Origin of the sequence: Mycobacterium nebraskense, from assembly GCF_002102255.1 — a bacterium.
In the GTDB taxonomy this organism is placed as follows: domain Bacteria; phylum Actinomycetota; class Actinomycetes; order Mycobacteriales; family Mycobacteriaceae; genus Mycobacterium; species Mycobacterium nebraskense.
Map to the genome: position 1 here is coordinate 1 of NZ_LQPH01000142.1, position 24095 is coordinate 24095.

Below are 24095 nucleotides of genomic sequence, written 5' to 3' on the forward strand. Positions count from 1 at the left end.
GCCACCGCATAGGATCATCAACGCAAGCGAGCGGAACCTATGTCAGACCACTTTTACACCGCTCCTGGGACGCCACCCGACGGTGTTGGAGAGGTTGGCCTGTGGAAACTGGGACTGAGCCCGGCGCAAATGTTCGAGCATGGCGTCTCGCGCGCCGGGTATATCGAGGCGCCGCGCGAACCCGACTTCGCCTATAACTTCCTGAAAGTGGAATGGCGGACGATTCAGCATTACGGTGTTCAGGTCGACAACCGTATCTACCGCGGTTCTGGACTGACGGGATATCGGCCGGGGGAGAAGAGTTCCTTCCGAGAACATCACGGGCAGTGGCCGTTTCATGTCGACCCTAACGACGTGCGCTTCATCTACTTTTTCGACTCCAAATCGACCCGCCGGTGGCACGCGTTGATGTGGGACCATGCCGATCTGTGTGATGGCCCAATGAACGAGGACGGGCTGTTATTCAGCCGTGAACTGGTGAAGGCTAAATACCGTTATTTTGACGACAAGTTGGCATTGTCTGAATTTCTCGAACGCCGCAACCTTGGTCAAGGACACACCATGGCCGAGCGACGAGCTGCCCTGCGCTTGTCTCGCGAGCAGTCCAGTCTGGCCCTGGATGTCAAGCAAGCGGCGCACGTTCCCGAACTGCCCACGGCGAAAAGGATCCTCGGTGCACTGACCGCGACGGAGATTGGGCCAGATGACCCGGGATCGGCCGACGAACTCGACGACGATCCGCGCATCGACGACGGTCACTTCTATGAGGATGTATTGGAGGACGTATGAGTGCGACCGGGGTGGCGAGCCGGAAAAAGACCAGTAACTTAGATAACCTGACGCTGTCGCGCAAGGAGGGATGGCGTGAGTATGTCGAGGCGCCCCGGCGGATCAGGCCCGAAGAGCTCTCGAGAGGCCAGATCCGCCGTCTCGGCGATGCAGCAGCCGACATCTACAATCAGCGACGAGCCGACTGGCACAACAACATTGGCCCGTTGAGAACACCACAGCTCGCGATGCTGCATGAAGATCTGTGGGACATCATGGATAGCAGCACGCAGGACGGAAATCATGCCAAGGGCGCAGTGGCAATAGACGGCTACCCCGGCTTAGGCAAGACCTGGGCGGCGGAAACCTTCGCGAAGGAGTTCCATAAGCGCGAGATTGGGCGGCATGGTGAATTCACGGTCGCCGGGAACGAGCGTTGGCCGGTCTGCCGAATAGGTATGCGCGGCAATACCAGCATGAAGGACTTCAATGCCGCGCTGTGCGACTTTTATGCGCATCCAGGCTACCGTCGCGGAAACAGAAGTAACGATCAACTAGGACGCCAAGCGCTCGATTGCGTACTAAGCTGCGAGACAAGGCTACTGATCATCGATGACCTCCACTTCCTGCACTGGCAGCGATCTGGTGGAGTGGAGATCAGCAACCATTTCAAGTATGTCTCCAACGAGTTCCCAGTAACGTTGCTGTTCATCGGCATTGGGCTCGGTGATCGGGGAGTATTGATGGAGGACCTGTGCTGCAGCCTCGAGGGAGCAGGCTACGGCGACATCGTGCTAGAACAAACGGCCCGGCGCACAACAATGTTGGAGATGCGGCCGTACGGTCTGCAAAACGACAAAGAACGATGCCAATGGAACGCGCTCCTAGCCACCGTGGAGCAGCGACTGGTCCTGGGGGCCAAACATCAGGGCATGCTGGTGGAAGATTTGTCAGAGTATCTCTATGAACGAAGCACCGGTCACATCGGATCGCTCATGGAGCTCATCCGGCGCGGATGTGCCCGCGCGGTTCGAACCGGCACTGAAACATTGAACCGAAAAATGTTGGACTCGTTCAGGATTGACAGTGCGGCCGAAAAGGCGCGGAAAGAACTCGCTGCAGCATTCCGCACTCGCCGCCTGCGAGCGCGATCTGCGCGACCGCCACGTGTGTCATAGATTCAGGCGCTGCTGAGCGATGCCGCCACGCACACTGCCCATCAGGGTTGCTCCGGTCCCTGGAGAGGCCCTGGAGTCGTGGTTGGGTGCAATTGCGCGAAGGCTCGAAACTCCTTGGGGCCATCTACTCGCAGCGCTCGAGCCGACGCCAGCCGACCCGCCAGGTCTCGTTCGAGAGAACCTCACGGCCTGCCTTCACACCCGCGAAGCCGCAGCAATCGCCCATGCCACTGGGATCTGGCAAGCTGCGGTCGAAGCCTCGACGCTCGGTCACTACGACGGGCATCTGATCACCGTCGATCGATCCACCGGACGGGTGCGGTCGACCTGGAAGTCCGTGCGATCGAGATTTTGCCCGCAGTGTCTTCGCGTCTCGAACGGCCGCTGGCAATTATCGTGGCGACTTCCGTGGATCTTCACCTGCCAGGTACACAGTTGCCTGCTCGTCGATGTGTGCCCCGAATGCGCAATGTTTCAGCGTGTGATGCCGTGGTGGCTGCGGGCGCACGAGATTCCGGACCTCTGTCGATGTTCAAGGAATATTGAATTAGATGGTGAGAAGCGCCGATGCCTCGGCGATCTCGCGTATGCTGCGATGCCATACTTAGCCCGGCAGCACCCAATCATGTTGGCGCAGTGCCGTCTATCGGGACTGCTGTCGCGGTCGGTGATCGACTGTGGGATATATCAGGCGATGCCAACGTCGACCCTTGATTTCCTCCGAGACGTGCGACTGCTTTCGGCGCGAATGCTGTCGATGGCAAAGCTTGACTACATCGCAGAGTCACTCGAGATGCGTGGAGATAGTCATATTCGAGAGCATTCGGCAGCTTACGGTTCGAATCTGGACCGCTGGTCGACACCTGGGGCCTTCGCGGCGAGCGCACCTGCGTTGGTCACCGGGCTTGGAATCATGCTGGCCCTCGATGTCATTGGACGTGAAAGTGTAGAAGATGCCGCGTCGCGGCTTCGCCCGCTCATAGAAAGGGCGAAGGCAACGGGACGAGAGCTCACACCGACGCTTCTTCGCTGCGGCGGCCCGACTGCAACGATGGACGCCGTTCACATCCGTGCATTCGAGCCTTCGTTCGGGGTGTTGGATAGGATGCGATACGGCACGGCGTCGTGCTTGCCGCGCTATCCGCGCACGTTGACCCCCGACTCGTTGCGGTCAATCCCCACCTTGTTCTGGCGCGAGTGGTCTTTTCGCTTGACCGTCGGACGCGGCACTCTTTCCGTGATCCGCCCAGTGCTCTCGATCATGCTCGTGTGCCACGGACATCAGACAACGGTGCCAAGTGCCGCCCGCAGACTGAGCCTGTCGATGACGGACAGGAGATTCGCCTACATGGTCGCAGAACTGCGCCCTCACCGGTTGTGGCCAAACATCCTCGCCACGATGATGCGGCTGGCCGACTATCTTCGCGAAAACCCGAGTCCGATCGACTACCAACGACGTCGCCTGCTTGATTACCGAGACCTGCTGCCGGCCCAGCAATGGAATGCCATCTACGACAACGCTTATCACGGACCCGGCTGGAGAAACCGGGTCGGCGACATTGCGCGATCATGGCTCTTTGAGCGGATAAGTATGCTGCCCCGAAGCGCTGCCCCATTTAAAACGGGCTAAGTCCCCTGGCGTGGTGGGGTTTCGGGGTCGGGGGCTGGCCAGACGAGAGTGCCGGGTGTGTCGTTGACGCTGTTGGGGTGGGCTATCGCGTAGTGGTCAGTGAGTTACCTACCAAAGTGACTCACGAAAAGGACACACCACGCGATGACCCAAGACCAGTCTGCCTTGCTCGCTCAGCTTGATGCACTGAAATCCGCTGATGCCGGGGCGGTGTTCGCCGAGCTGATCCGCGCCGGGCTGCAGGCGCTGATCGAGGCCGAGGCCACCGAAACGATCGGTGCCGGCCGTTACGAACGCAGCGGTGGGCGCACGGTGCACCGCAACGGACACCGCCCCAAGACGGTGTCCACGACCGCCGGCGACGTCGAGGTGGCGATCCCCAAGCTGCGGGCCGGGTCGTTCTTCCCGTCGCTGCTGGAGCGGCGTCGCCGCATCGACAAGGCGCTGCACGCGGTGATCATGGAGGCCTATGTGCACGGCGTGTCGACCCGCAGCGTCGATGACCTGGTTGCCGCGATGGGCGTGCAGGCGGGGGTGTCGAAATCGGAGGTGTCGCGGATCTGCGCCGGCCTGGATAAGGAAATCGACGCGTTCCGCACCCGCAGTTTGTCCCACACCGAGTTTCCCTACGTGTTCTGCGATGCGACGTTCTGCAAGGTCCGCGTCGGGGCGCACGTGGTCTCTCAGGCCCTGGTGGTGGCCACCGGGGTATCCATCGACGGCACCCGCGAAGTGCTGGGCACCGCCGTCGGTGACAGCGAGTCCTACGAGTTCTGGCGCGAGTTCTTGGCCGCACTGAAGGCGCGTGGGCTGACCGGAGTGCACCTGGTCATCTCCGATGCCCACGCCGGATTGAAAACCGCTGTGGCCCAACAGTTCACCGGCTCATCCTGGCAGCGGTGCCGAGTGCATTTCATGCGCAACCTGCATACCGCCGTGACAGCCAAGCACGCCCCCGCGGTCACGGCAGCGGTCAAAACCATCTTCGCTCACACCGACCCGGCCGACGTCGCCGCCCAATGGGACCGCGTCGCCGACACATTGGCTGCCAGCTTCCCGAAAGTGACCGCGATGATGAGCGAGGCCAAGACCGACGTGCTGGCGTTCACCGCGTTCCCACGGGCGCACTGGCAAAAGATCTGGTCGAACAACCCCATCGAGCGGCTCAACAAGGAGATCAAACGCCGCGCCGACGTCGTGGAGATCTTCCCCAACCCGGCGGCGTTCCTGCGGCTGGCCACCGCCGTGGTGATCGAAGCCCATGACGAATGGCAGGTCACCCGCCGCTACCTCTCCGATGTCTCCATGGACGAACTGCGTGCCGTCATCGCCGCGAAACACGCCGCTGCAGCACTTGCCAAACAACACCAAATCACCTAGCGTTCAACATGACTCGTTGATCGCAACGCGTGAACCACGCCAGATCCGAAGTCCACCACTCGCCGGGACGCTATCTTAAAACGACAACGCAATACCGCGATGCTGTGCGCGCCGAGATGATCGCTATGTTCACACCCGCCCTGATCGATGCTCTGAACAGTGCCGGTCTGCAATACCTATCGCACAACAACGTGATAGGCGAGCCCCTTACCTGGGCGCCGCCGTTCTCCCTAATTAACGACCTTGAGTTGCCGCGACCGGACCTCAACTCGATTTCTGTCACGCAGGTGCACCAGCTAGCTCAGGATCCCTTAATGACCACGGCTGCAATCGCGCGCAATTTGGCGGTTTCCGCCGACGTCGTGAGGTATCTGCTGGAGCAATTTCCGCTTGTGCGACCAACGACACGCCGGCGGATTCGCAACGACCCCGCCGAGACGCGCCTGACAAAAGCAGACCTTCTTCGCATGTACAACCGCGAGGGCATGACGCTGACGGCCATCGCGGCCGAGGTCGGCGTCGGGCGTGAGGCGGTCGGCGACCTAGCCCGAAAGTATGGCATCCCAATTCGTCACTACTACAGAATTGGTCCGGACATCTTGGACTGGCTGTACGAAGAACACGTCGTCAAGCAGCGCACCCTCACCGCTATAGCTCAAGACGTCGGCGTCTCTCTTTCCGCTTTGAGTCGAGCAGCGAGAAAGTACGGCATCCTGGTCTGCCGAGACCCCCGCAAGCGGCGCCAGTCTTCTCAGCGTGCATGAGAGTCGTTTACCGCTCTGCGTGACCAGCTCCGTGACTACCTACCGCGTCGAGAGTCGGCGAGCGGCGGTTGCCTGCACGCTGCCGATCACACGGCGCTGAGTTGCGGCCCAGTCCCCGGGAATGGTCGAGTCGTCCGATGTTGGTGCAAACTGCGCGACGAAAGCACCGTCCGTCGCAGGGCGTCAAGTGACGGGCTGTGCCCGATGTTCCAACAGTTCCGGGAATCCATCGGTGAGAATCCACGCCGGCGCATCGACGTCGTCAGCCATTGCAGGCGCTGGGCGGCGATCTCGGTGTCATCAGCCTGGAGGACGGGCATCGCCATACAAGCGGTGACGGCATCGGCGGCGGCGTTCGAGCACGCTACCCGCGCACCGCCACCCGTGACTAAAGGCCGCGCAAACCCGTTCTTTGCTGCGAGCACGAACTGCTCCCAGAGCAGATCGGAGATCGGGGCGGCCACATGAAAGGGCTGCGCGTAGCGCAACATCCAACTGCCCAGCGTGTGTAGATCTCCCATGAATATCGTCGATGGCACTGGCGACGACCCGTAGATGCCACCCAACGCATAGCCCGCGCGCAGCACGCGGAGAAGCTCGCATTGGGTCACCACCGCCGGATCTGTCCCGAGGCGTATGGCAGGAGCACCCGACAACGGCTCATGGCACCGTGGTCCCTCGCCGGATCGGGTCACACCCCGGGTGCACGACCCCAGCTTCGGTACCTCGTTGAAGCGAGGCGGTGCCGTGCGCTGCAGACCGCCGCAGACGCGGCACGCGTCGGCGAGCAAGGATCCATGCGTCGGGCACACGAATGCCCACCGCAACCGCCACCACACCCGCCATCTGCCACCGCGCTCCTCAAGGCACTTGGGACAGAACCGCGAACCAGTCATGCGCAGTGAGGCTGCAGACGGACGTTGCCAGCTGGTGTCGTTGATCCACGGTTGCAGAGTCATCGCCTGAAGCAGGCAGGGTTCGACGCCGGTGCAGTAGCTGATGGTGTCCCCCTGCCCCGGTGTCAGCGACACGTTGGCCCGCCCCGCCCAGTGCGAGGCCGTATTACCCCGCGCTCCCGAAATATCTACTGCGCGCAAAATTTGACCCCAGGTCGCGTCTGTGCGGCTAGCCAACGCTTCCAGCCAGGACTCAAGGCTCTCTTCTGGCAACGGTTTCACCCGGATCGGCAGAGTCCGCACTGCGCGCCAAGGCTCTACGCCGCCGCCGCGAGGGACGACCTCCCGTGGAAGCACCTCGGCGACCATCAACCCAGAATGCACTACTAGTAGTGCATTCTGGGTTGATTCGCCATTGCCGTGCTGCGCGTTTGGGATGTCGGGATTTCGGGCTCCGGCGTCCTAATTGTGCAGAGTCAAGTCTCGCCCCCGCCAATCCGAGCAAACTCGCGTATAGAGGTGAGTGAACGCGTCACATGCACCGAGATCCGGGGGGTCCACGCTCGGTGGGCGGCCATACTGCAAATTTAGACCTACTAGTAGGGCAGACTTTTCCGGGATCTGCAGCAGTACTGGTATGCGTGCCGACGCGCCCCAGTCAAAACGACCCCAAACGGGTCGCTGTGTGGGAGAGACGGCGCCGTCAGGTGGGCACTCGAATACAGACCCTGCGCATCGACCGCGGCTACACCCAAGAGGAGCTTGCATTGAGGTCCGGTGTTTCACGCAACGTGTTAATCGACCTCGAGTACGGCCGCCGCGGCATCCTGCACGAAAGACTATTCGATATCGCGAAGGCCCTCGGCGTGTCCGCTTCAGAGCTGCTCGAGGGCATAAAATGACTGATGTCGGAGCGCTCGACCAACTCGGTCGAGATTTGTTGTCAACAGTGTTTCCTCGAGCTGAGGACTCGCGGGCTCGGAGGGCAGGCGGACGCTCTATCGCGCTGCACGCGGGTGTACCCCGCAATGTGCTGATCCATGTCGAGTTCGGCCGGCGTGGCCTGCTTTACGCAGCTTTTTGACCTCGCGGACGCCCTCGAGGCGCCGGTCGCTGATCTGCTTGTCGTACCCGAACCGGCACCAGCGCGTAAGCGACACTCCAAGCCTCCTACGAAATAATGCTGCATTCCGGTTGACGTAGACGGGTGTCGACGTCTGCGGCCAAATGCGCGATCCAATGCAACACAACAACGTGTTCTGCCCTACTAGTGCTACACTCTGCAATGGGGACCTGGTCTGCTGGCTGACCTGAAGAGTCGGACAACGGGTGAGGATTCGGCCGCGCAAGGGGCGGTTCACCGCCGATCAGACGCCCCGCAGTGCCGCCGGCCAGGTCCACCCGCCACCGCGGCCACCTTGCCGCTCCCGGGCGGGCGCAAGCGTGACGGAGGTTGGGCATGTCACCACATGGTTGGCGGGAGTGGCTCGACACCGCCAACAACCTCATACCCGACCAGCGAGGCGCGCACCGCAGAGCCATTGCCTACAGCAGGTTGGAGGGCTGGAATCCTGATGCGCGATCCGTGAAACGGCTCGCCCAATTCAGCAGTGGGGCAACCACCTTCACCGAATACCGGGCGATCGTGCTAGATGGAGCGCGAGTTGGTCTCCGGCTACCCGAACGGTGGTTGATGAAGCAGACATTGAGGCCAAACACTATTCACAATAGGTCGACGTTGAAGGGTTTTCGGTCACGGCGCTCAGGGGGTGATTCCACGGTCGGCGAGCAGTCGCTCTTGCTGCGGGTCGATATCGATCACCGGTCAACTCGAAATCAATCTGACGCCATGGCGATCTCATGCCAGCCGCGACGGTATGGATGACAACCGGAGATGCATATGGTCGATTTCGCCCATGTCCGGAGTGAGGCCGAGTACCGAGAACAGCTCGAGCATGCTCGCGCCGAGGCGCGCCGCCGCTACCGCGACCACCTGGCGGCGGCATTCGAGCTGCACCGCTGCCCGCAACCCGAGACGCTCGCCGACCTCGCGCTCAAGGCACTCACGGATTGGCGCTACATCGACAGCGGCGAGCGATGCCGGTGCGGCTGCCACCCGCGGCTACCCGAAAGTGATTTTCACGACTACGGATTTGATTGCGTGTGCACACGCACGCCCGAGGATCGCCGCCGCTCGTGGCAGAAGTGGCGCCAGGGCCTGGCGGCGATCTGGGAATCGCCAGAGGGCCAACAGATCAAAGCCGACGCGCAAACCGCCGAAGCCGACCTGCAGGCCTGGCTGGCGGGCCAGAGCGATGTCATAGTGCGCAGCCATGGCGGGTGGTTCCCCGAAGAGTGGACCGGAGAAGTCGACGGCCACAGCTTCTACTTCTGTGAACGCCGCGGCGAGTGGCGCATCGAACTCGACCTGCGGCCAAGCGGTCGCTTCGTCCGTACTCTGACTGAGGACGACAGTGATGGTGCGGGCCAATGCTACGAGCGTGAACTGGACGAAGGTGATGTAATCGCCTCTGGCACAATCGATGTTGAGGGATACGGCAGCACCCCAGCTCAGCGGGCAGACTTCATTATCGATACCATCCGCGTCCATCTCGCCCGCCAAGCATGCACACTGCACCGCGACAACCTGCCCTCGATACAAGCGTCGCTGGGCGGCGTGCTCAGCTGGTGCCCAGCTTGCGGAACCCGCCTATCCACCTCGTGACCGCAGCAACCAACGCACGTTTTCAGTGCCAAACCGCCACCGGCGAAGCGCTGAGATCGATACGCGGCCGTCGACACGAAAACCCGTTGACGACCCGGCAGACAGGTGAGAATCTGTCAAGCTGTCCTGTAGCCGAATCACCCCAAAGCGATGAACCGCAACGCTAGCGGATCGAACGATCTGCCTGCCGGGCTCACCCGAGGCGCGGACCCAGTCCGCCGACCCATCACCGACGTCAACGGCTGGCTGGACAGCCAGAATGGCGACGTGCGATCAGCGCTGTGCGCACTCGGGGAGTTGCTGGTCGGCGTCGCCGAACAAGACAGTGCCGAGAACGCTGAACGATTCACCGCCCGCTGCCTCGGCGTACCGGACTGCGGGCACCTGCTCGACGAGGAACGCCCCTTGCATCCGGTATCACGACTGACCACCGCACTGGCGTTGGCGCAATGGATCGAGGAACACAGGCCGGACTGCGAGATCGGTCCAGGCGAATCCACCCACCCCCCAACGTGGACGCAGACCAAGATCGGCGCCCGACGCTACCGCCACCCACTCTGCCTGCGTGTGCACTTTCCCGCCGGGACGCTGCTCGACGACACCGGATGCATCATCCACATCGAGACCCGTGAGAACGTCATGCGGTCCGCTCACGTGAGTGCCTTCGTGACGCCCGATAAGCAAGCAGATGCCTGCGCGCTATTGGATCGGCTCGCCGAACGCGCCAACGCACTCAACCCGTACCGCGGCCGCGCGGTGCGCGCCACCTACCAACGCGGACTGAGCCTGGACGTCATCGACCTGCCCGCAACCGCGACGCGCCACAACGTCATCGTCGGCGACGAGGTGTGGGCCGAGGTCGATCTTGGTGTCACCGCGGTACGCGACCGCCACAGCGTGCTCAACGCGCACGGCTCGGGGTCCCGCCGCGGGGTTTTGCTGTGCGGACCACCCGGCACCGGCAAGTCAGCGATTAGCGCGGTCGTGGCCAGCGAAGTCGTCGGCGACTTCACCGTCATCTACATCGAGGCCAAGGCGGGTGCTGAGCTGCTGACCGCCGTCGTCGAGGAGGCGCAGCGCCTCGACGGTCCGGTGCTGCTCGTCCTGGAGGACGTCGACCTCTGGTGCCGGGACCGCTCGACCGGTGATGGGGGACTGTCGGAACTGTTGCAGGCAATGGACATCGAACCCAACGCCCGCATCCTGACACTGGCGTCCACGAACGATGCCGCCACATTGGATAGGGCGGCGATCCGCACGGGGCGATTCGACTCCATCGTCGAGGTCGGTTATCCAAACAGCACGCAGGCTGCCCGGATCCTCTCGGTGTTGATCAACGAGATTCCCGGCGGTCAGACCATTGACATTGCGACCGTCGTAGCCGCGCTGCCTGAAAATACCAGCGGCAGTGACCTTCGTGAAGTTGTGCGCCGTGCCGTGCTCGCCCCCGGTGACGAGGGAAGCATCAGTACCGCGACGTTGCTATCCGAAGTCGGCACCGGGCGATACCGGGCCCAGTTGTCGTCAGGGATGTACCTGTAACGAGCCACCGCGACAGCATCCCCGAGCTCAGCTAGTAGAACGGGGCCCCGTCGGCGAGCTGTGCCTCCCGAGCTACGCCACGTCACCAGAGTCGAAGGGGGACTGGAACTCCGAGCTTCGGTGGCCAAAACCGGGCATTATTCTCCTGTGGCCGCGACGCCGACCTTATCGATCCGACGTAATTGGTCATTATCGGGGCTTCTCCGACGCGGGATAATCTCCGAACCATGCGAAGTGAAGGCTCGGACTGCCGCGCTGGTTGGCTGTGACGAGCCGAGGTTTTGGCCGCATCCGGTCCATTGCTAATCACAGTTCGTATGCATTAACCATCGGCGCCCCAGGGCACGATTGTGGTGGACAGGCTTCGTCAAGGCGACGTGCGGCGCTGCGCTCCGGGGAAGGGTCGAGTAGCCGTCAAGCTCCGGTGGCGCTGATGTCTGGGGTGTCGAACATCTTGCCGAGGTCGAGTTGACCGGACTGCACCGCGCCGAAGAATCCGCCATCGGTAACCAATGCTTCGCCGTTGATGTAGCTCGATCGGGGGCTGTTAAGGAAGATCAGAGGCCACGCCTGTTCCTCGGCGGTTGAGCGCCGACGGATCGGCCCGACGAAGGCGTCAATGATGTTCTGCCCGGCGAATTCCACGAAATGGGGCAGCATCGCGGTGTCGGTGGGGCCGGGGTTGATGCAGTTGAGCCGGATGTCATCGGTGATCAGCGTGGCGGCCCGGGACGCCACCCAGGCGTTGATCGCCTTCTTGGAAAGTGGGTATGCACCGACCGCTCCCATCTCGTCATTAGCCACACACCACCGCTTGCCCTCATCGAACCCGTCGGTGGACACCAGTTCCATAAGCTGCTCCAGCTCCTTTTGCCACCCCATGGCGGCATTGGACGCGACCACCGCGATCGCACCGCCGGCAGGAATCTTGGGCAGGACCAGGTCCACCAGGTGCCGGGCTCCGACGAAGTTGACCAGCAACACGTCCAGGCCAGAGAACGGCGGCCCAGGCAGGCCCGCGCAGCCAAAATAACCATGGACCGGCCCGTCGATGGACTCGGCTGCCCGCTCGATCGATGTGCGATCACGCAAGTCCACTTCCAGCGCCCGGTCGACCGACGCCTCGGTAGGCCGCACGTCGAGCGCAGTGACGCGTGCCCCTAGCTTGGTCAAGATCGTTGCCGTCGCTGCGCCCATGCCCGACGCGGCGCCGGTAACCACCACATGGCGCCCCGCATATCCCAGTACGTCTTCCATGTTTCCTCCAACCAAGTTGACCGCGAAGATGATGACTACCGGTATACAGATATAACAGGTGTCCAAAGAGGAACATTATATTCTCCCTATAGGGATACGCTGTTGCTAGCGTCTTCTGGCATCGGCACGTCTGCGGCAGTAGGCCCGACTGGGCGATGCAGCGGGCGTCAAATTCTTCAGAGTTGGAGGTAATGCGCGGTGAGCGACCGCTGGGATTACGACAACATGTTCATCGACGGCGCTTGGACGGCCGACGACACGGTCGGGGTCATCAAAGTCATAGACCCGGCCACCGAGGAGGCCATCGGCTCGGTCCCGGAAGCGGGCCTCAAGGCCACCCGCGCGGCGATCGCAGCCGCCCGCCGGGCATTCGACGACGGCCCCTGGCCGCGGACGTCGCCGCGAGATCGGGCAAAGGTCCTACGCCGATTCGCCGCCATCCTTGATGAGCGCCATAATTTCCTCAAGAAGCTGGTGATGGCCGAGTCCGGGTCGGTCGGCTTTCTCGCCGACATCATTCAGGTGCGCGGCACGATTGACATCGCCGAGTGGATTGCCGAGGCCATGGAACTCGCGGTGCGGTGGACCGAAGTGTCTCCGCCGGCCGGGGGTCCGACCGGAATGGCCGGGCACGTTGTGGTCCGCGAACCGGTCGGTGTGGTGGCCGCGATCACCCCGTTCAACTTCCCGTTTTTCCTCAACATTGTGAAGGTCTTGCCGGCTCTGGCGGCCGGCTGCACCGTGGTGCTCAAGCCGCACCAGTGGACGCCGCTTGACGCCTTCGAGATCGCCAAAGCGGCTCAGGATGCTGACCTTCCGCCAGGCGTGCTCAACGTCATCGCGGGTGGCCCCGAGGTCGGGGCGGAGATGACCACCCACCCGCTGGTCGACATGGTCACTTTCACCGGCTCGACTACCACCGGGCGAGCCATCATGGCGGCCGCTGCCCCCACAGTCAAGCGCCTGCAACTCGAGCTCGGCGGTAAAAGTGCGTCGATCGTCTTGGACGATGTCCCTGAAGACCACGTCGCCAACATGGGCATTATCACCTCGATGATCCATGCTGGGCAGGGCTGCGCCATCCAGACGAGAATGCTGCTGCCCGAGCACTTGCTCGATGCGTACGTCGACGGCGCCAAGAGGTCGGCGTCGTCTCTGAAGGTCGGCGACCCCCGCGAGTCCGACACGCTCATCGGCCCGTTGATCCGAGAGCGGCAGCGAGCCCGGGTCGAGGCATACGTGCAATCCGGTCTGGATGAGGGAGCCGAGCTGGTCTTCGGCGGCAAGCGTCCCGCGCACTTAGCCAAGGGGTTCTTTTACGAGCCGACGCTGTTCGTCAACGCCCGCAATGACATGCGGATTGCGCGGGAGGAAATCTTCGGTCCGGTCCTCACCGTGATCACCTACAAGACTGAAGAGGAGGCGATTCGCATCGCCAACGATTCGATTTACGGACTCGGCGGCGGCGTCATCACGGGCAACACCGCGCGCGGCTTCAACGTTGCCCGTCAGATCCGGGCCGGAAATGTCTCGGTGCAGACGGTGGGGCCGCCCACCGTCAACGTCGAGGCTCTGGGCAGCTCCGGCCCTGGCTGGTCAGCCGATCAGCCCAATGGGGTGGGCATCACCGGTGTCTTCGGCGGATTCAAGCAGAGCGGCATTGGCAGGGAATGGGGCCACCACGGAATTGAGGAGTTCACCGAACTCAAATCCATCGCCTGGAGCTGAGTTGCAATCACTATCACGTGTGCGATAGGCAGGCTGGCTTTGATTCAGCATGTTAACCTCGTGAGACAGCACCTGAGCGTTTTGCACTGGTAGAACATGGTGGGCGTCATGCAAGAATTTGCTCACTCAAACCGAGGGCATGAGGGAGACAAGTGGAGGCTCAATGGGGGTCATCTGTCTCCGAACGGACCTGTGGTGTGCCGTTGAACGAGAAGCAGGTTGTTGAGGGCCGTGCATGACTGGGCAGCTGGGAGCGCCTCGTCCCTTCACCTATCAACACGATGGGTTGACGTTGGCCTATGCGGTGGTCGGCGACGGACCTCAGCCGGTCTTGTTCGTCCACGGCGCGACCGCCACGGGCGAGTTCGAGTGGGCTGGCCTGGCCGCGGCCCTGGGGCCGGGGTACCGATGCATCCTGCCCGATCTACGCGGCCATGGCCGATCGGAATTCCGATCGACGGCTACGACGGGGACCGCAGTCCGCTCCGACCTGCGGTATCTCATCGAGTATTTGGACCTGGGACGCCCGCACATCGTGGGTTTCTCCTATGGTGCGGAGATTGCGCTGACGCTGGAATTGGAGAACCCGGGAACGGCCCGATCCTTGATCCTCATTTCTCCCGGGACGGGACGCCCCAGCGACTACCGCGCTCCTCGGCTGGAGCATCTGCACCGCACGTGGCCGTTTGCGCTACGACGCTTGCATGAGGCCGTGCACGGGCCCGAGCACTGGCGCGACCTGGTCACCGCGCTACACGAGGACAGCGTGTCTTGGCCCGAATTGAGCGAGGAGACGTTGGCCGGCATCGCGTGCCCGATTCTGTTGATGGCAGGGGATCGGGACGAACTCACGCGTCAGCAGCAGGGTCGGCGATTCGCGCAAGTCAATCCGCGGGCCCGGTTTGTCGAGATAGCGGGCGCGGCGCATTCCGCCCACCAGAAGTGCCCAGATACGGTCAGGGGAGTTATCGGCGACTTCCTGGCCGAAGTCGACCTTGAGAGAGCGGAGCGTCATGGCGCGGTCAACTGAGCTGAAGGCAAAGAAAAATCACCAGCCGGCGGAGGCGCCCGTACCGAGTTGGCAGCGGGACAGTGTCGATCGCTCGCTGCGCAACGCCCGCGCGCGAGCCCAGGCACGTAGCGATCGCTTCGTGTCGGCGGCGATACAGCTCCTGGGGGAGCGAGACGAAAGCGACTTCACCATCCAAGACGTCGTTGACAAATCCAGCATGTCGCAGCGGACTTTTTACACCTTTTTCGATGGCAAAGACAGCCTGCTGTTGGCGGTGTACGAGACGATCCTGCGGACCACGGCGATGCCAATGATCCGCGAGCGGTGCGACGGCATCACGGATCCCGTGCAGCGGGTGCGGGCCTTAATGGAGGCACTGTCTGAAATCACCGCGATGCCGGCCCGACTGGCGCGTGGGCTCAGTGTCCTGCACCTGCGGCTGGCCGAGTCCCGCCCCAACGACCTCGCTTACGCCCTGGAACCCTTGCACTCCTTCATCGTTGAGTTGCTCGAAGAGGTTGCCGATGCAGGCTTGCTCCGCGATGACGTGCCGTTAGCCACCCAGGCCGCGCTACTTCAGGAGCTCCTGCTGGCGACGTCGCACTCCGCGGTGTTGTCCGGTGGGCGGACGACCAGTGTCGATGACCTGTGGGCTTTCTGCTCGGCGGCCATCCTCCGCGCGGCAACCTAACAGCCGAGGCGGCACTTCTCAGGTCACCGCGCCACTGACCTTGAGGTCGATCAGTTCGTCGTCCGACTTGCCGAGCGCCCGCAGAATGTCATCGGTGTGCTCGGCGAATTGTGGCGCCCGCTTGAGCTGTACGGGCTTCTCGTCGAACTGCACCGGGTTGGCGACCAGTTCCCGCGGAGCGCCGTCGATGTCGAGTACTTCGGCGATCATTCCATTGGCTCGCAACGCCGGGTCCTGGCCCACTTCCCACGGATCCTGCGCGATGGCCCACTGGCCTTCCATGCCGGCGAACCGGGTGACCCATTCGGCCAGCGGCCGCGCGGCGAGCACCTCTTGCACGATCTCGGCCGCTACCGGCGTATTGCCCATGAGTGCCTCGGTGCTAGCGAATCGCTCGTCATGGATGAGGTCCTCGCGGTCGATGTGCCGACAGAACTCGGGCCAATAGCGCCCGGGTTGGAGCATGGCCAGCACGAGCCAACGGTTGTCGGCGGTTCGGTAGTTGCCCACCAGCGGGTTCATCGGCGCCGTGTTGCCGGGTGCGCGGGGCGCCGGTGGGCCGCCCTCGAGAAGCGCCAAACCTACGGAGAGAGCGCTGGCCCAGGCACCCACGCCGAGCAGTGAGACGTCGACAACCGACGTTTCGCCGGTGCGTTCGCGCGCTAGGAGCGCCGCGGCGATGCCTCCGGCGATGGTCATTCCGCCCAACGAATCACCGTAGGCACCGGCAGGCATCTTGGGAATGCCATCGAACTCTGCAGGCGCGGCCCCCACCGCGCCACCGGCCCGAGCCCAGAAGGCGGTGCTGTCGTAGCCGCCCTTCTCGCTGTCAGGGCCGTTGGCGCCGAAACCGGATCCGCGGACGTAGATGATGTCCGGATTGATCTTGCGGACATCGTCGAGTTCGATGCCCAGCCGCCGTCGCGCGGCGGGCAGGAAGTTCGTCAAGAACACGTCACTGGTGCGGATCAGCTCGTGCAGCACCTGCAGCGCTTGGGGCTGCTCCAGCGCGAGGCCGATGCTGCGCTTGCCCCGATTGGGGTGTTCCATCAAGGGTGCGAACGACCCGCTGCCGACCGCCATGCCCATCACGGCGCTCAGGCCGCGCTGGGCATCACCCTTTTCTGCGTGCTCGACCTTGATGACGTCGGCACCCCAGTCGGCCAAGACCGCACCCGCGGACGGGACGAAGGTGAACTGTGCCACCTCCAGTACCCGGACGCCGTCCATCGGTCGAATCACTTTGTCTCCTTTGCGGTTTCGGCTTCATCCTGGGGAGGGGCTCAGCTGCTGGCCGGACGGACGTGGATCACATCCATCATCACTTCGCGGGGCCTGGTGATGACGTCGTGCAACACGTCGGCGACGGTGGCCGAGGTGAGGAGGTGGGTACCACTCATCCGGGTGAGGTAGCCGTCGGCTTCCCACAGCGGCCAGGCCTTTTCGAGGTCGCCCGGCCCGAAGTTCTCGTGGATTCCGGTATCTCCGACCGCGCCGAGGACGACCAAGGTCACCCGGATGCCGTCTCGGCGCAGCTCCTTGCTCATGGCTCCGGTGAAACCGTTGAGGCCACGTTTGGTGGCGGCGTAAAGGGTCATCATCGGCATGTCGTCGAGCGTGATCTCCGAGGAGATGTTCATGATGTCGCCGCCGCCGGCCGCGCGCAGTAGCGGAATGGCAGAACGCGTCGTGTAGATGGGTGCCACCAGGTTGGTGTTGACGGTCACGGCGATATCTTCGTCGCTGGCTTCTTCGATCAGCCGGATCCGGCTGGCACCCGCGGAATTGATCAGGACGTCGATACGGCCGAACTGCGTCGCGATCTGTTCGAAGGCGGCCTGCACATCGTGGCTGTTGGTGATGTCGGTGACGATCGGAACGGCACTGGGCCCGATGATCTCGACGACCTCGTCGAGCAGCAATTTACGGCGGGCCAGCAGCACGACCGTCGCGCCGTCCTGCGCGAGGCGGATGGCGGTGGCCCGGCCGACGCCCATCGATGAGCCGGCAATCACGGCGACTCGGCCCTCCATGCTCTGCGACATCACGCTCCTCATACTGGCCGGTTGCCGCGCTATCGAAAAACGCGGATCAGGGTGCATCGAGCATGCACTTGTTCCTTGCATGCAATGCACATATGGTTCTACCATGACGCGTACGTGATAGTCATCACCTGGCCCGGAACTCGCGTCCGGCAAAAATGCAGAAGGAGTCGGTTGTGGTCACAGGTGTCACCGGCAAAGAGGCGAAGGACTGGGCGTCGGAGCACCTGTGGGGCAATTGCAGTTCGCTCTACACTCCGTTCTACGGTCTCGACGGCGACGAAATCGACTACGGGGCACTGCGCGCGCTGGTGCGGCATTGCCTGGTCGACCTGGACCAGGACGGTATTTGGCTGACCGGCGGTATCGCCGAATTCTGGTCACTGACCACCGACGAACTCAAAGAAGTAGTCCGGGTCGCGATCGAGGAGGCTCGACGGGTCAAACCCGGCGCGCTGGTGCAGGTGATGTCGAGTACCGACACTGCCAAGCAGGCCGTCGAGCTCACGCTGAACGCCCAAGAGCTGGGCGCCGACATCTGCTACATCCTGACGCCGTATTTCGAGTGCTCGGGGAAGCCCGGGGTGCTGGAATATCTGCGCTATGTCGCCGATCGCACCGATATGCCGCTGGGCTTTTTCAACTCTCACTCGACAGGGCTGGTGTTAACCCCCGAGGAATGTGTCGAGCTCTACCGTGAGATCCCCGCTCTGTGCGGACTGAAGAACGGGCTGCTCGATGCGGAGCACAGCCTCGCGATTCACAAGCTGGCCCCGGAAATGGTGTTGTGGGAAGCGGCCGATGAGGCCGGGATCCGGTTAGGGATACCCCACCCCGGAGCGCTGGGTTCGGCCCTCTACCTCTACGAGAAGCCGGGTGCACTGCTGTTCAGCGAGTGGCGCGCACTGCTGATGCTAGGCGATTTCGAGCGCGCCGATACCTTCGCGGCCGAGACCGGTCTGACCGCCATGCGCGAGGCGAGCCGCCGCTATCAGTCCCATCCCGCCCGCCCCGGAATGTTCACGCATTGGGGAGCCGGGTTCAAATTCGGCGCTTCGTTGCTCGGCCTCCCCGTCGGTGACCACCCTGCCCGGCCGCCGCAAACCGCGTTCCCCGACGACCTGAAGCAGCCGATCCGTGAGGCCTATGTCGCCTCTGGGTTCATCGAGTCCTGAGAACGGAGAGCTGTAGTGGAGGTGCGCGAATTTCGCGCCAGCGTGCGGGCCTGGATCGACGAGGTCGGAGAGCCGTTGGTCCCCGCGATCGAAGACCAAAGTGTTGACGCCCAGCTGCACCATCAACGTCAAGTGCAGCGACTGCTGTTCGACGCCGGCTGGATGCGCTGGGGCTGGCCGACCCGGATCGGTGGCCTGGGGGGCTCGCCGATGCTGCGCGCCGTCCTCGGCGAGGAGCTCACCAGCCGAGCGCTGGTGCACACCACGTCCTGGTCGATGCACGAAGTGCTCGGGCCGGCGGTGGCCGAGTTCGGCCGGCCCGAACTGGTCGAGGAGATCTTCCCGCGGCTATTGCGGGGCGAGGAATTCTGGTGTCAGGGGTTCTCCGAGCCCGATGCGGGCAGCGACCTGGGATCGATGCGGACGACCGCGCGCCCGTGCGGCGACGGCTGGGTGATCAACGGCGAGAAGTTGTGGACCAGCTGGGCGCACCACGCCACCCGGTGCATCGTGTTGGCCAGAACCGGCAGCGCCGGATCGCGGGGTATCAGCGCTTTTCTGGTGGATATGGACACCCGGGGCGTGACCGCGAGCCCGCTGGAGACGATGGCCGGTGTCGACGAATTCTGCTCGACGTCGTTCGTCGACGTCGAGGTCCCCGCGCAGCGTCTGCTCGGTGAGCTGAACGCCGGCTGGCGGGTCGCACAGTTCATTTTGTCCTGTGAACGCGGCCCGATTTTCTGGCAGCGCGGCGCCTGGCTTGCCCACCATCTCGGTCTGCTCCTTGACGCCGCACGCGACGGGGCGTCCGCGTCGACCCTCGGCGAGGCCTACCAGCTGTTGTGGGCTTTTCGCGCCACCTCGAAGAACACACAGGACCGCATCGCTGCGGGTGATATGCCAGGACCCGAAGCCTCGGTGGACAAGATCATGATCGCTGCCGCTGATCAGGCCGTGTTCGACGCGGCGCGCGAGCTGCTGCGCGGCGACATGGAAACCGATGACACCGCGCGCAGCCGGGCGTGGCGCCGCGAGTGGGCGTATTCGCGCGCTGCCACCATCTACGGGGGCACCAGTGAAATACAGAAAGATATCGTGGCTACGCGGCTGCTCGGATTGCCGAGAAGCGCGTGAAGCAGGCTCACACCATCGATGCCGCCGAGCGGGAACTGATGGCGACGACCATCCGTGGACTGGCGGAGGAACTCGACGGGACCGAGCTTGCGCAGGCACTCGATGCGTTCGGGTTCGCCGACTTGCTCGCCGAGGCGCCCCGGGATGCGGTGTCGGCGCTGTTCACCGCGCTCGGTGGCGCCGGATCGATGTCGACGTCGCTGCAGGATGTGCTGCTGCGACCGTTGGCCGAACATCTGCCGGCCGCGGCGACGGGATACAACGTTGTCCTACCCGGCATCGGCGCCGATCTGGTCGGCGCGGCTGACGGCGAGCTGCTGGCGGTGCGCGGCCTGGTCATCGGAGCGCGGCCGGTGTTGAGGTATCTGGCGCCGATCGCGATCCGCGGTGAGCTGGTCTGGGTTGACCTGCAGGAGTCGTCGGGGGTCTCGACGCGGCGGATCGATGGTCTTGATCCGGCATTGCAGATGATCGAAGTCAGCGGCGTCGACGTGCTGTCCGAGGTGGTCCTGGCTGGGAAACAGGCCGTTGCAGCCTGGGATGCAGTGGCAACGGCAGGCCGGGTGGCGCTGGGCTACCAGATCATCGGGGCGGTCGGGCGGATGATCGAGCTTGCCATCGACCACGCCTGCAGCAGAGTGCAATTCGGCCGGCCTATCGGCTCCTTTCAGGCGGTAAGCACCCGGCTGGCCGACGCACACGTCGCTCGTGCGGGCGCCGCCGCGGCCCTCACGTCGGCCTGGGATGCCGATGATGCCGTTTTAGCGGGTCTGCTGGCGAAGTCGTTGGCGGGGCGTGCGGCCCGCATCGCCGCCACCCAGTGCCAGCAAGTCCTGGCCGGCATCGGCTTCACTGCCGAGCATCCCTTCCACCGCTTCTTGGCCCGTGCGCTGGTGCTGGATTCGGTGCTGGGCTCGGCCAGCGAACTGCCCTCGGTGATCGGTGCCCGTTTGATTTCGGCCGGGACGATTCCCCGGTTGGTAGAGCTGTGAGCGGCGGCGATCCGTCCTGCGCGGAAACGCATCCGGCCGTCATCGTCGACCGTCTCGGGTCGGTGGCGCGCGTGACGTTGTCCCGGCCGGAAAAGGCCAACGCCCTGGACGCCGAGATCACCGATGCACTGCTCGGGGCCGTCCTTGCGCTGCGTGATGAGCCAGACGTGCGCGCGATGGTGCTGACCGGCGAGGGCAGCGCATTCAGCGCCGGCGGGGACTTCAAGACCATCCGTGCCATGCGCGATGACCGCTCTCTGCGCGACACCGTGCTCGCCGCCCACCAAGAGCTGTTCTGGGCAATGACGCGCCTGCCGTTTCCCACCGTCGCCGCCGTCAACGGCGCCGCGGTCGGTGCTGGCGTCACGGTGGCGCTGCTGTGCGACCTGGTCGTGGTGGCCGAAGACTCCTTCCTCAGTGATCCGCGGGTTTCGCTAGGGCTGCTCGACGGTGCCGGCGGGTTGCTGCTGTGGCCGTTGCGCACGAGCCTGTCCGCCGCCAAGGAACATCTGCTCCTGGGCGACCGGGTCAGTGGCGCCGAAGCGCATCGCCTGGGGCTGGCGAACCGGGCGGTACCCGCAGCCGACGTGTTGCAGGAGGCGCTGCAGCTGGCCGATCGCCTCGCCGCGCTCCCGCAGCAGGCCGTCCGGCAGACGCGCCAGCTGCTGAATTTCCACATCGACCGGGTTGCCGCGTTACTGCCACATTGTGCCCGCGCGGAAAGCGAGTGCTTTGACACCGAGGAGCATCGCGTGCTGCTCGAGCGGCTGAGCGCACGCGCGGCAGCCAAGAACGCGAGGATCCCGTAATGGCTCGCGTCGCATTGGTCACGGGCGGCACCCGGGGGATAGGTCGTGCCATCACCGACCGGCTGACGCATGCCGGTGTCGCGGTGGCCGCGGCATATGCCCGCGACGACGTCGCCGCACACGCCGTGCGCGAGGAGGCTTCGCGGTGCGGGGCCACGGTGAGCCTGCATCAGGCCGATGTCGGGGAGCCGACATCCTGCCAGCGGCTGGTTGCCGACGTTCTCGAGCAGCACGGCCGGCTGGACTACTTGGTCAACAACGCCGGGATGGTCAACGAGCAACGGCTCAGCGAGGTCAGCTCCGAGGACTGGCAACGCCAGCTCGCGGTCAACCTGTCTGCGGCGTTTTACCTTAGCCAGGCCACGCTGGCGCACATGACCCAGCAGCGTTTCGGGCGGGTGGTCAACATCGGCTCGGTCACGGCACTGCTGGGCAGCCCGGTGCAGATCGCCTACGGCGCTGCCAAGGGCGGCATCGTCGGCCTGACCAGATCGTGTGCTCGGGCGGTCGCGCGCAAGGGCATCACCGTGAATTGCGTGATACCCGGCAGCTTCGATACCGATATGTCGGCCGAGCTGGCATACACCGACCGGGATGCGGTGACGTCGATGATCCCGGTCGGGCGCTGGGGCCGTCCCGAGGAGCTGGCGCACGCCGTCGCGTTTCTGCTCGACGACCTCGCTTCCTATGTCACCGGCGCCGTCCTGACCGTCGACGGCGGAATGAGCATGGGTGGATGAGCATGAACCGAACTCGACTCACCGCGAGTGACATCGTGGCGCCGCCGGTGGCCCCGGAGCGCCTCGCCGAATACCGCCGCTTCGGCTACATCAGCGACCAGACGATTTCTGCGTCGGTCGTCCGCGCCGCCCGTCAGTGGGGCTCACAGCCGGCCCTCGCCGAAGGCGGCCATCAGCTGACGTACCAGGAGCTGCTCGAGGTGGTCGAACGTGCTGCCGCGTGGCTGACCGGGGCGGGTATCGGGTCCGGCGACGTCGTCTGCTGGCAGACGCCGAACTGGTGGGAAGCTCACGTGCTGGGTCTGGCGGTCTGGCATGCCGGGGCGGTGAGCTGCCCGGTCGCCCCGTTCTACCGGGAACACGAGCTGCGCCAGGTCATCGAAGAGGTGCGGCCGGCCGCTGTGGTGACCGCCGAGGCATTTCGTGGATTCGCCCACGCCGACGCGTTCGACGACCTGCTTGCGGCGACCGGTCTCGGCGACGTTGCCCGAATCGTGCTGCGGGGGACCCGGCCGGGCTGGGCGCCGTTCGACGCGGTCGTCTCGCACGGGCGCCGCCAGAAATCCGCCACGGTCGGACCCGATGATCCGTGCCTGATCCTCTTCACTTCGGGCACGACGTCGGGTGCTAAGGCCGCGGTGCACTCGTCGCGCACGTTGCTGGCCGAAACCCGCCAGCTCGTTGATGCGTGGGGCCTGTCCTGGGAGGACGTCGCCTACATGGCCGCCCCGCTGCAGCACATCACCGGCGTGCTCAACGCAATGACCATCCCGTTGCTGGTCGGCGCCTCCGCGGTGCTGGCCGACCGTTGGGAACCTGACGTCGCGGTGGCCGACATCATGCGCCACCGGGTGACGTATTCGGCGGGGGCAACGGTTTTCCTGCAGGAATTGACCGACGCCGCTCGCGCCGCCCGCGTGCACCTGCCGCTGCGGATGTTCGCCTGCGGCGGGGCGGCGGTGCCGCGCGCGGTCATGGAACGCAGTGAAGAGCAGGGGATTCCGGCCGCCCGGGTGTACGGCATGACCGAACTTCCGACCGTGACGGTGATGAACCGCGCGTATCCGTTCGACCTGCGCGCGGGGACCGACGGCGCGATCGCCCCGGGGGTGCAGGTCCGGGTCGTCGGGACGGACGGCGAGCCGCTGGCCGCAGGCTGCCCGGGCGAACTGCTGGTGCGCGGGCCCGAGCAGATGCTCGGCTACCTCGATCCTGACGCCAACCGGGCGGCCCTCGACGACGCGGGATGGTTCAGCACCGGGGATGTCGGTCTCGTCGACGGTGCCGGCTTCGTCACCATCACCGGGCGGGTCAAAGACGTGATCAACCGCGGCGGCGAGAAGTTCTCGGCCCGCGAGATCGAAGACCTGCTCGTCAAACACCCGGCGGTGCGCAGCGCCGCCGTGGTACCCGGACCCGACGCAAGGTTCGGCGAAGTGCCCGTGGCGTTCGTCGTATTCGACCAGCCAGGCCAGGTGACAGCCGAAGACCTGTGCCGCCATCTGCACGCCACCGGACTGGCCCGCCAAAAGACCCCCGTCGCTTGGCATTTCGTCGACGCGTTGCCGACGACCCCTTCGGGGAAGGTCAAGAAGTTCGAGCTGGTCGCAACCGCGAGCACCGAGTAAAGGC

General features: G+C 64.2%; 21 protein-coding genes and 1 pseudogene. 17 read left to right on the plus strand and 5 right to left on the minus strand.

Annotated elements, in window-relative coordinates; genetic code table 11:
* The first annotated feature begins 39 nt into the window (after positions 1 to 39).
* From AWC17_RS19270 to AWC17_RS19290, 5 genes are all read left to right on the plus strand, one after another.
* Positions 40 to 789 (plus strand): Mu transposase C-terminal domain-containing protein, encoded by a 750-nt coding sequence (locus tag AWC17_RS19270; RefSeq protein ID WP_244193506.1) that lies wholly within the window; start codon positions 40 to 42, stop codon positions 787 to 789.
* Complete coding sequence (locus AWC17_RS19275; RefSeq protein ID WP_009953180.1) at positions 786 to 1946, plus strand: ATP-binding protein; 1161 nt, start codon at positions 786 to 788, stop codon at positions 1944 to 1946. The genes AWC17_RS19270 and AWC17_RS19275 overlap by 4 nt, the downstream gene beginning before the upstream one ends.
* A gap of 19 nt (positions 1947 to 1965) precedes the next feature.
* Complete coding sequence (locus tag AWC17_RS19280) at positions 1966 to 3576, plus strand: TniQ family protein (protein ID WP_085164954.1); 1611 nt, start codon at positions 1966 to 1968, stop codon at positions 3574 to 3576.
* A 144-nt stretch (positions 3577 to 3720) separates the two neighbouring features.
* Positions 3721 to 4956: an IS256 family transposase gene (locus AWC17_RS19285; protein ID WP_085164956.1), complete on the plus strand. Its 1236-nt coding sequence runs from the start codon at positions 3721 to 3723 to the stop codon at positions 4954 to 4956.
* Positions 4957 to 5060: 104 nt separating this feature from the next.
* On the plus strand, positions 5061 to 5720 hold the full coding sequence (locus tag AWC17_RS19290) for a hypothetical protein (RefSeq protein ID WP_085164958.1): 660 nt from the start codon (positions 5061 to 5063) through the stop codon (positions 5718 to 5720).
* Between the two features lie 86 nt (positions 5721 to 5806).
* On the opposite strand, the gene AWC17_RS33605 is transcribed toward AWC17_RS19290, so the two are convergent.
* Together AWC17_RS33605 and AWC17_RS34210 are read right to left on the minus strand one after the other, a co-directional pair.
* On the minus strand, positions 5807 to 6334 hold the full coding sequence (locus AWC17_RS33605) for a hypothetical protein (RefSeq protein ID WP_047323404.1): 528 nt from the start codon (positions 6332 to 6334) through the stop codon (positions 5807 to 5809).
* Positions 6335 to 6517: 183 nt separating this feature from the next.
* Positions 6518 to 6985: pseudogene (locus AWC17_RS34210) on the minus strand (TniQ family protein); the annotation flags it as partial.
* Between the two features lie 272 nt (positions 6986 to 7257).
* On the opposite strand from AWC17_RS34210, the gene AWC17_RS19300 reads away from it, so the two are divergent.
* The 3 genes from AWC17_RS19300 to AWC17_RS19315 all read left to right on the plus strand — a co-directional run bounded on the left by AWC17_RS19300 (position 7258) and on the right by AWC17_RS19315 (position 10883).
* The gene (locus tag AWC17_RS19300) at positions 7258 to 7518 is read left to right on the plus strand and encodes a helix-turn-helix domain-containing protein (protein ID WP_029384319.1); all 261 of its coding nucleotides are present in this window, start codon (positions 7258 to 7260) and stop codon (positions 7516 to 7518) included.
* A gap of 998 nt (positions 7519 to 8516) precedes the next feature.
* A complete protein-coding gene (locus tag AWC17_RS19310) occupies positions 8517 to 9341 on the plus strand; it encodes a hypothetical protein (protein ID WP_009953187.1) in 825 nt (274 codons plus the stop codon).
* Positions 9342 to 9491: 150 nt separating this feature from the next.
* On the plus strand, positions 9492 to 10883 hold the full coding sequence (locus AWC17_RS19315) for an AAA family ATPase (RefSeq protein WP_085164960.1): 1392 nt from the start codon (positions 9492 to 9494) through the stop codon (positions 10881 to 10883).
* A 414-nt stretch (positions 10884 to 11297) separates the two neighbouring features.
* On the opposite strand, the gene AWC17_RS19320 is transcribed toward AWC17_RS19315, so the two are convergent.
* Positions 11298 to 12140 (minus strand): SDR family oxidoreductase, encoded by an 843-nt coding sequence (locus AWC17_RS19320; protein ID WP_009953190.1) that lies wholly within the window; start codon positions 12138 to 12140, stop codon positions 11298 to 11300.
* Positions 12141 to 12338: 198 nt separating this feature from the next.
* Here AWC17_RS19320 and AWC17_RS19325 point away from each other — a divergent pair, with 198 nt between their 5' ends.
* The 3 genes from AWC17_RS19325 (at position 12339) to AWC17_RS19335 (ending at position 15571) form a co-directional block, all read left to right on the plus strand.
* Positions 12339 to 13868, plus strand: coding sequence for an aldehyde dehydrogenase family protein (locus tag AWC17_RS19325; protein WP_009953192.1), 1530 nt, complete (start codon positions 12339 to 12341; stop codon positions 13866 to 13868).
* A 235-nt stretch (positions 13869 to 14103) separates the two neighbouring features.
* Complete coding sequence (locus AWC17_RS19330) at positions 14104 to 14898, plus strand: alpha/beta fold hydrolase (protein ID WP_014379486.1); 795 nt, start codon at positions 14104 to 14106, stop codon at positions 14896 to 14898.
* Complete coding sequence (locus AWC17_RS19335) at positions 14882 to 15571, plus strand: TetR/AcrR family transcriptional regulator (protein ID WP_009953194.1); 690 nt, start codon at positions 14882 to 14884, stop codon at positions 15569 to 15571. Before AWC17_RS19330 ends, AWC17_RS19335 begins: the two co-directional genes overlap by 17 nt.
* An 18-nt stretch (positions 15572 to 15589) precedes the next feature.
* On the opposite strand, the gene AWC17_RS19340 is transcribed toward AWC17_RS19335, so the two are convergent.
* Both AWC17_RS19340 and AWC17_RS19345 read right to left on the minus strand, forming a co-directional pair.
* Positions 15590 to 16801 carry a CaiB/BaiF CoA transferase family protein gene (locus AWC17_RS19340; RefSeq protein ID WP_082147612.1) on the minus strand — a complete coding sequence of 404 codons (1212 nt, stop codon included), beginning with the start codon at positions 16799 to 16801 and terminating at the stop codon, positions 15590 to 15592.
* A gap of 53 nt (positions 16802 to 16854) precedes the next feature.
* Complete coding sequence (locus tag AWC17_RS19345) at positions 16855 to 17616, minus strand: SDR family oxidoreductase (protein ID WP_047323407.1); 762 nt, start codon at positions 17614 to 17616, stop codon at positions 16855 to 16857.
* Between the two features lie 173 nt (positions 17617 to 17789).
* On the opposite strand from AWC17_RS19345, the gene AWC17_RS19350 reads away from it, so the two are divergent.
* The 6 genes from AWC17_RS19350 to AWC17_RS19375 are packed head-to-tail and all read left to right on the plus strand — an operon-like array spanning position 17790 to position 24091.
* On the plus strand, positions 17790 to 18788 hold the full coding sequence (locus AWC17_RS19350) for a dihydrodipicolinate synthase family protein (protein WP_224112268.1): 999 nt from the start codon (positions 17790 to 17792) through the stop codon (positions 18786 to 18788).
* Between the two features lie 15 nt (positions 18789 to 18803).
* Positions 18804 to 19922, plus strand: a complete 1119-nt coding sequence (locus tag AWC17_RS19355) for an acyl-CoA dehydrogenase family protein (protein ID WP_047323409.1) — start codon at positions 18804 to 18806, stop codon at positions 19920 to 19922.
* On the plus strand, positions 19919 to 20914 hold the full coding sequence (locus AWC17_RS19360; RefSeq protein ID WP_224112267.1) for an acyl-CoA dehydrogenase family protein: 996 nt from the start codon (positions 19919 to 19921) through the stop codon (positions 20912 to 20914). The genes AWC17_RS19355 and AWC17_RS19360 overlap by 4 nt, the downstream gene beginning before the upstream one ends.
* Entirely contained in the window at positions 20911 to 21723 is an 813-nt protein-coding gene (locus AWC17_RS19365) for an enoyl-CoA hydratase/isomerase family protein (protein WP_047323410.1), read from the plus strand. The genes AWC17_RS19360 and AWC17_RS19365 overlap by 4 nt, the downstream gene beginning before the upstream one ends.
* Positions 21723 to 22463 (plus strand): SDR family oxidoreductase, encoded by a 741-nt coding sequence (locus tag AWC17_RS19370; protein WP_047323411.1) that lies wholly within the window; start codon positions 21723 to 21725, stop codon positions 22461 to 22463. Before AWC17_RS19365 ends, AWC17_RS19370 begins: the two co-directional genes overlap by 1 nt.
* Positions 22460 to 24091 carry an AMP-binding protein gene (locus tag AWC17_RS19375; protein WP_224112266.1) on the plus strand — a complete coding sequence of 544 codons (1632 nt, stop codon included), beginning with the start codon at positions 22460 to 22462 and terminating at the stop codon, positions 24089 to 24091. The genes AWC17_RS19370 and AWC17_RS19375 overlap by 4 nt, the downstream gene beginning before the upstream one ends.
* The last annotated feature ends 4 nt before the right edge of the window (positions 24092 to 24095 follow it).